This is a genomic window from Haliscomenobacter sp., assembly GCF_033763495.1.
GTDB lineage: Bacteria > Bacteroidota > Bacteroidia > Chitinophagales > Saprospiraceae > Haliscomenobacter.
Window position 1 is genome coordinate 1 of the sequence record NZ_JANRKL010000077.1, and the last position, 7026, is coordinate 7026.

At 46.1% G+C, this 7026-nt stretch carries 6 protein-coding genes and 1 rRNA gene; 2 read left to right on the plus strand and 5 right to left on the minus strand.

The window, feature by feature from the left end; all coding sequences use genetic code 11:
* Positions 1-253 precede the first annotated feature (253 nt).
* Positions 254-3793 carry a hypothetical protein gene (locus tag SFV55_RS08565; RefSeq protein WP_320029074.1) on the minus strand — a complete coding sequence of 1180 codons (3540 nt, stop codon included), beginning with the start codon at positions 3791-3793 and terminating at the stop codon, positions 254-256.
* A gap of 159 nt (positions 3794-3952) precedes the next feature.
* On the opposite strand from SFV55_RS08565, the gene SFV55_RS08570 reads away from it, so the two are divergent.
* On the plus strand, positions 3953-4600 hold the full coding sequence (locus tag SFV55_RS08570; protein ID WP_320029075.1) for an MBL fold metallo-hydrolase: 648 nt from the start codon (positions 3953-3955) through the stop codon (positions 4598-4600).
* A 71-nt stretch (positions 4601-4671) separates the two neighbouring features.
* On the opposite strand, the gene SFV55_RS08575 is transcribed toward SFV55_RS08570, so the two are convergent.
* From SFV55_RS08575 to SFV55_RS08585, 3 genes are read right to left on the minus strand one after another with little or no spacing between them, the layout of a single operon-like run.
* A complete protein-coding gene (locus SFV55_RS08575; protein WP_320029076.1) occupies positions 4672-5094 on the minus strand; it encodes a PDDEXK nuclease domain-containing protein in 423 nt (140 codons plus the stop codon).
* 6 nt (positions 5095-5100) lie between these two features.
* Positions 5101-5616, minus strand: a complete 516-nt coding sequence (locus SFV55_RS08580; RefSeq protein WP_320029079.1) for a DUF1016 N-terminal domain-containing protein — start codon at positions 5614-5616, stop codon at positions 5101-5103.
* A 12-nt stretch (positions 5617-5628) separates the two neighbouring features.
* Positions 5629-5925, minus strand: a complete 297-nt coding sequence (locus SFV55_RS08585) for a hypothetical protein (protein ID WP_320029077.1) — start codon at positions 5923-5925, stop codon at positions 5629-5631.
* A 78-nt stretch (positions 5926-6003) separates the two neighbouring features.
* Here SFV55_RS08585 and SFV55_RS08590 point away from each other — a divergent pair, with 78 nt between their 5' ends.
* Complete coding sequence (locus tag SFV55_RS08590) at positions 6004-6381, plus strand: hypothetical protein (protein ID WP_320029078.1); 378 nt, start codon at positions 6004-6006, stop codon at positions 6379-6381.
* A 554-nt stretch (positions 6382-6935) separates the two neighbouring features.
* Here SFV55_RS08590 and rrf read toward each other — a convergent pair.
* Positions 6936-7026: ribosomal RNA gene (gene rrf / locus SFV55_RS08595) — 5S ribosomal RNA — on the minus strand; the annotation flags it as partial.

The following is a 7026-nucleotide window of genomic DNA, read 5'->3' on the forward strand; positions in this document are numbered from 1 at the left end:
AAGTTGTTGCTGGCCAAAAAACTTCAAAACAAACTCGACAATCCCGAACTTTTGAACCTCGCAATCTTGAAAAGACAGGCGCAACGGCTCGCGGACAAAATTAGGTATTACATCAAAATTTAATCTGACAAAGTAGAATTAGGTGATTCCTTGAGTGTCTTAGGTTTCTTAGGTGGTGAAAGAAGACCTTGCTACGCAGGTTTTTTCTTTTTCACCACCTAAGAAACTTTAGAAACCACAGTGTCACCTCAGATTAAAAGTCCAATCCAAACGACAAATACAACTTCGGCTTCTGGATCTGTTGCGTTTCAATTCCCCAGGCATAATCCGCCCGGATGAAATACCCAAATAGCGTTGTCCGTGCTCCAAAACCGTACCCTGCCACCAGCGGATCCCGGAAATAATTCACCGTGGTCGTGATGAAAGGCCCATCGGGGAATTTTGAAGTATTCAAGGGGTTGTCCTCGCGGTAAGGTGTTTTGCCTTCCCAGGCAGTACCAATGTCGAAGAAACCAACTACCTGGAAGTTTTTGAACAATGGTGATTGAATGCGGCGCGAGATGTAGCGGAACAATGGCACCCTCAATTCAGTATTCACCAGTGCAAAGGAACTACCATTGCGGATGTTGATGGGGAATCCACGCAGGTTAGCCGCCAGCGTTTGGAAAGCAAAATTACCGCTAGGTACAGGAATATCGTTGTTTTGTTGAGGGAAAAGCCAGTTGTCCATTCCGCCCAGGAAATAAAGGATTCGCTCTGAACCGAAGGAAGTACCAGCTGCAAAACGTCCTGCCAAAATCGAATGGCGCAAAACACGCTGGTAATGCCGGAAGTCCGCCCCCAACACCGTCATGAAACCTTTATTAAAGTTGATGTCAAAATTGGATTCATCACCTACAGAGAATTTCTTTTGGGCTTCCGCAAAAACCCGATAGCGAGTACCCGTACGTAAGTTAAGCGAAATATCAACGGTGTTGTCAAACACGTATTCCATGCGCAACCCAATGCGTTGGCTGGTTTGATCAGGCACATTATAGGTAGCCCGATCGGTAGCGAGTTGTACCATGCGGTCACGCCGTAAGGTAGTGGTGGCTCTGATGCTGCGGAAAACATCCAATGGGTAACGGATGCCGTATTGACCCAGCAAGATATTGTACTCCCGCCGACGTGGCACCAGAGTTGGGCTCTGGTCGTTGAAGCGGGTGTTGCGCATGTACACCGCGTAGGTTTGATCCAGGCGGTGTTTTTTATTGTTGAAGGTCACAAAGTATTCCGCACCATTGAAGGTGGTCGGAATCCGAATGCCACCTTCAAATTCATAGTCTTCAAAAAGATCCTTGACATTTGCCTTCAACAATATACCTGGCGGTGGCAGCTGGTATCCATCGGGGTTGGCCGCAGTACTTTCCATCCCTTCAAAGAGCAGTGAGTTGTCCATTTGTGAGGTCACAAAATCGGATCGGAATTGCAAACGATAAGGTATAGCACGGGTTGGATTGAGGATATATACCTTGCGATTCGTTGTCATTTGCAACGGGAAACTCATGCCATTGACTGGTGCCAGTGTTTCAGTGGGCCGAGTCGGGGCGGGTGGGGGAGTGGCGGCAGGTTCAGTCGCGACAGACTGCGTCTCTTCTGGTTTTTCCTCGGCCACCGCGTTTATGGTTTTGGGATTACCAAACTCACTTTGAAACAAATACAATTCCTCCTGAATCGTTTTGGTGGTATCCTTGGGTGGTGCTTTGACCACAATCTCTATTTTTGGGGTATCTACCAAAACTGGCCGAACAGGCGCACCATTGGTCAGCACTGGCAATCCTGGAGTTGAAGCCGTATCTTTCACAAAAATCAGGTCCTCCATTTGTTTTTCCCGCGCCCGGAAAGCCGTGGTAGCAGGAGCGCTGGAATGGGTAGGCATCAGGCGACTGGTGTAAAAAGAGCGACGCCCTAATGCTGCATAAGATTCGACCAACTTTCCACTTTGTGGTGCACTATGCTGCTGGTTGATGTGATAGGGATAATTGGTTTCGATATGGGTTATGGCACGCTCGCGAATCACTGGGCGCACCATTACTGAATCAATCTGGGTTGAGTCCAATTTAGCCACTGATGAATCCATTGGCCATACCAGTTCGGTACCGTCTTTTAAATAAATATGCTGTAGGTACTCGCGTACAAAGGTTTCTAAAAAGCCCGATTCCCGATTGTAAATCCCGTGTCGGTCACTCAGGTACGAAAAATAGGTACTATCCACCTGCATCGGAAAACGTTCGCTAGCCAAGGGTGTGTTTGTCACTCTTACAAACTCCTTGATTTCACCCTTGAGGTCATAATAAAACACATCTAGAGAGGCCACAGGCAAGATGCTATCCGGCTTGATGTTGCGCAGGAAAATGTCTGGGCGATTGGAGGTGAAGAGAATTCCTTTGCGGTTGCGCACATTAACCACTGCAGCATCCAGGTCGTCATATATGTCAGCGGTGATGCGTTGGCTTTGGCGGGTACGTGGGGTATAGAGGAAAATATCGGATTGACCACTCACTTCGGCTGAGAACAGCAGGGTAAAGTTGTCGACAAAATCGAGGCTATAAACCCTTTGGTATTGCTCGGAAAGGAGCTCGGTAGTAATTTTCTTTTTGTAGACATCGTAATTGGCCAGTTTCAGGTTATCCCGGCGTTCGTACAAGATGGTCAGCTGCTGTCCGCTTGGGTTCCAGGCAATCAAAGGGTAGTTAAAATCGGTAGCTTGGAGGGCGTTGCGGTATCCTTCCTTAAAAATTTTGGTTTTTTTCTTCTGTTGCAAGTCATAGATGTAGACGTTAGCGCGCCCCATGTCGTTGAGCACGTATGCAACTTTGTTGCCGTCAGGGCTGATTTTGAGCTGAGTAAGAGGCAGTTGTTCTTTGCGCTTTTTGAGGGTAACGATCTGGGTGGCCTGAGGGTTTTGGCGGCCTTTGAGGTCCCCTTCATAGCGGCTGCGGTAAAACTGGTCCCATTCCTGTACCACCGACTGAAAGGATTGATCCATTACATACAAAAAACCACTTTCTACACTGCGGTTGATGCGGGTGAGGTACAAAAGGTTGGAGACCGCTGGACGGCCATACTTTTCGCTGATGAAATACCACATGGATTGACCGGCCAGGCGAGGGAAATCATCGGCAAAACGTTCGAATTTTTTGTAGCGGCGGCTGAGCAGGATGTTGCGCAGTTCGTTGTCGCGTTCTACGTTCCAGGTTTGGCCTGCATAAGCCACAAGGCCTTCTTTGAACCAGTTGGGCAAATTGAGCATCACCGCATTTTGTACAATCTCCTGGATATTGGCGCCAAACAGCATGGTATTGAGGTATACCGCCGCTATACCTTCACGTACCTGCTCGCGCAAGTGCTGGTGGTTTCCGTCAAAATAGACGAAGATGGTGGTGCCCGAAACCTTGGTTTGGTTGTTGCTGCTGACGAATAAGTCTTCCGAGCCGATGTTGCTCTGCTTCACATCGGTCGCATCTGCATACACGATGATCTGGAGTTTTTCATTCATGCGATGCTCCAGGAGGGCCTGGATTTCATCGAAGTCGTACTCCGCCATTTGTACAACTTTGTGGGCAGCATTGCGCGACTTACCGTAGTAGTAAACAAAAAAATTGTCGCTTTCGTACTGCGACCATTCATCAAAGTCTTTATGGTATTGGACGCGGTTTTTGCCAAATTTGACCTGGTTGCTGCTCTGTGCCAGTGCGTTCACACTGAACAGCACAACACCCATCAAACACAAGAGGTAAAGTCGCTTGATCATACACTATTTATTTTGCTTAGAATATGACATAATCGTGCCATATTCAGTTCAATCCAAGACTAAAAAAGGGGATAAAAAAAATAATCTGCCCGATTCTCCACAACATACCTCTCAAATTAGCCATTTTTGTGAAAATGTACAAGCAAAATAAAAAAAAGGATGGCAAATGTTATCCAGCTTACGTTCAATCCTTTCCAGGAAAACACGTACGTTGTCTATGATGATACGAAGGAATGTATAGTGGTGGATCCCGGCTGCTTGTTCCCCGATGAAAAAGCCGAGTTGTTGGAAACGATCCACCGCCTGGAATTGCGCCCAGTTCGCTTGATCAATACGCATTGCCACATTGACCATATTTTGGGCAATCACTTTATCGCGACTACTTTTAACCTAGTTTTGGAAGCCCACCAGGGCGAACAGGTGGTGCTCGACACTGGGGTACAGGTGGCTTCGATGTACCAGATCCCTTATCCGGAGCCTTCGCCAGCGATTGGCAAGTTCATCAACGCGGGTGATGTGATTGAGTTTGGGGAAACCAAGCTCAAGGCCATTTTTACCCCTGGCCACTCACCTGCCAGTCTTTCTTTTTACTGCGAAAAGGATCGTTTTGTACTCTCGGGTGATGTGTTGTTCAAAAACAGCATTGGTCGTTATGATCTACCGGGGGGGAATTATCAAACCTTGATGAAAAACATTCGGGAAAAATTGATGGTGCTGCCGGATGAGGTGAAGGTGTATTCCGGGCATGGGGTGGCGACGACGATTGGGGCGGAGCGGATGGGGAATCCGTATTTGATGGGGGAGTAGGGGATTTGGAACGCGGTGCGTTCCGAATTGGTGCTTTTATTGCGTAGATGAAAGGCCTAATTTTACATTCTTTAATCCTCAAAATTCTCATCCAATTCCCGTTCAAGCTCTTCGGTAGTGGGCAGGATATTGCGGAGACTCTCTGGTAAAGTTTGGGTCAAAATGTATTCAGCAACGCCAAGCGGTTTTTGAATATCCCGCAAGGCATACTCTACAATGGTTTGTTTGCCTGCTTCTCGACAGAGGATCAGACCAATTGTCGCTTGATCAAGCTCACTGCGAAGCAAATCATCAACAGCTGAACAGTAGAAATTGAGTTTGCCCGTGTATTCGGGTTTAAAAGCGCCGCCCTTCAGTTCAACCACCATATATGCGTGTAGCCGAGTATGATAAAACAAGAGATCGATGTAAAACTCTTCCTCTGCTACGACAATCTTGTATTGTCGCCCCAGTAATGCAAAACCTTGCCCAAGTTCCAATAGCACTTTCTCCACATGATGCTACATGGCTTGTTCTACATCTCGCTCCAATGCCTCCTCGCCAAGATGTAAAAAGTCAAAATTGTAGGGATTTTTCAAGGTTTCACGAGCCAGGTCGCTTTGGGGTTTGGGAAGTGTCCATTCAAAATTGGTGATGGCTTTGCCTTGGCGTTCGTAGAGGTTTTGTTTCAATTGGGCACGCAGCGTATCCCGACTCCAATTGTTTTGGATTGTTTTTTTGAGGTAGAAAATAGCTACATCAATGTCAGAGCATTTATCTAAAATAATTTGATGATGCCCCCAAGGTGCTAGCAAAAGAAAATTAGGATACTCTTTTTCATCACCTTCTGAGCGTACTGGTAATTGTGCAGCAAGTTGCTGCACAATTGACGAAGGAATTAGTGCAGCAACTTGTTGCACTAATTCAAGTTTTTCATGGTAAAACAAGTACCATTTCCGGATATAGAATAAGTTGCGCGTTGAAAAACCAGTAAGGTGTGGAAATTCACTCTTCAAATCTTTTGCAAATCGCGGAATTAAGCCATCTCCTCATGCAGCAGTTTGCTGCTTAATCACGATATCGCGACCTAATTCCCAATACAAACTTAACACTTCGCGGTTGACCTGCAACGCAGCTTTGATTTGAGCAGATTTAATGCGTTGCTTCCAATCGGCAGACCAATGCTGGTAGGTAATTAATGGTGTAGATGGGTTATTCATAATTGTTCTGGCTATAAAGTGCAAGATAAAAATAAGTTTAAAAATATTAAAAAATCTATTTAAAGTTTTAAAAAAGCAAAAAAATAAAGTGCAAACCACAGGAACTAACCACGTCAAAATAGACATTGAAATATTGGGTGGCCACGCATTTGTGACTTTACTCTTAATTGTTTTTGTCTTAATTTGGCTTTTAAACTAACAACGATGGATACCATATTATATCCTGATTTTTTGGAGGACGTTTCAAGCTACCAAGCTTCTTCCGACTTTTGGCAAGCAAAGCTTGATCCGTTATTTCGTGAATTGGGGCTTAGTAAACAAGATTATCTGAAAACTACCATGGTTAATGGTATCCCTTTGCAGGATGGCAATCCAATTTATCAAGCTTATTTTCATGAACTCAAAAAAGCTGTACGCATTATTCAGGAAGAACCATTGTTGCCAGCGGATTTTGGTAGCTGGGTGAATGTGACTAAGGTGGACGAAGAAGAGGTAGAGGAATTGGTGATTGGTTTGGTGCTGACGGAGGAGAATGTGGAAAGGGCGGGGGAGGAAATTCGGGAATGGGCTGGAAATTTGTAATCTTACAATGAGCCAATATTAATAACCCCTCTGCTAGACCCCCAAATACCCAAAATTCATTTTTTAAGCCAGAGGGCTTTGTACCCTCAACTAATCTAAATTAGGATCAAGTTTCGCAAGTTGATAAAAACGATTACACCTTTGTCAACTGTTTACGCCACCCCATACACAGACAACGCTCTCTTATACAGCGAATGAAAGGCCAACACCAAATCCACCTTCGGCACACCAGCCTGTTCCAGTTTCAACACCAGTGGCAAATCATCCGCTGGCCTGTTCAACCACTGCCGTGGTTGTGACACCTCGCTCTTGCCATTTTACCGCGGACGACCGCGGCTATTCTGAATTAAACCACTCCGTGGTTAGACTGGGTTATATTGTGGTAGGGTAGAGGAGCAGGGCCGCATGTATCTGGCCTGTATTGCAATTCGGGACGCAGGGCGTCCCGAATTGCAATGCGGTTTTTCAGGTCGGGTTGTGTGTTGGGTATGTTCAGACCCAGACACACAAAAGCCCCATCCGAGTCAACGAATGAGGCTGTGTGTGTTGTATTGAGTTGGCAGCGACCTACTCTCCCACCTAAAGGCAGTACCATCAGCGCTGAGCGGCTTAACTTCTCTGTTCGGAATGGGAAGAGGTGGGACC

Excerpts from the sequence above, each read along its gene's own strand:
- SFV55_RS08570 (WP_320029075.1), top strand. The coding sequence starts at position 3,953 with ATGGCAAATGTTATCCAGCTTACGTTCAATCCTTTCCAGGAAAACACG.
- SFV55_RS08565 (WP_320029074.1), bottom strand. The coding sequence starts at position 3,793 with ATGATCAAGCGACTTTACCTCTTGTGTTTGATGGGTGTTGTGCTGTTC.
- SFV55_RS08590 (WP_320029078.1), top strand. The coding sequence starts at position 6,004 with ATGGATACCATATTATATCCTGATTTTTTGGAGGACGTTTCAAGCTAC.
- SFV55_RS08585 (WP_320029077.1), bottom strand. The coding sequence starts at position 5,925 with ATGTCTATTTTGACGTGGTTAGTTCCTGTGGTTTGCACTTTATTTTTT.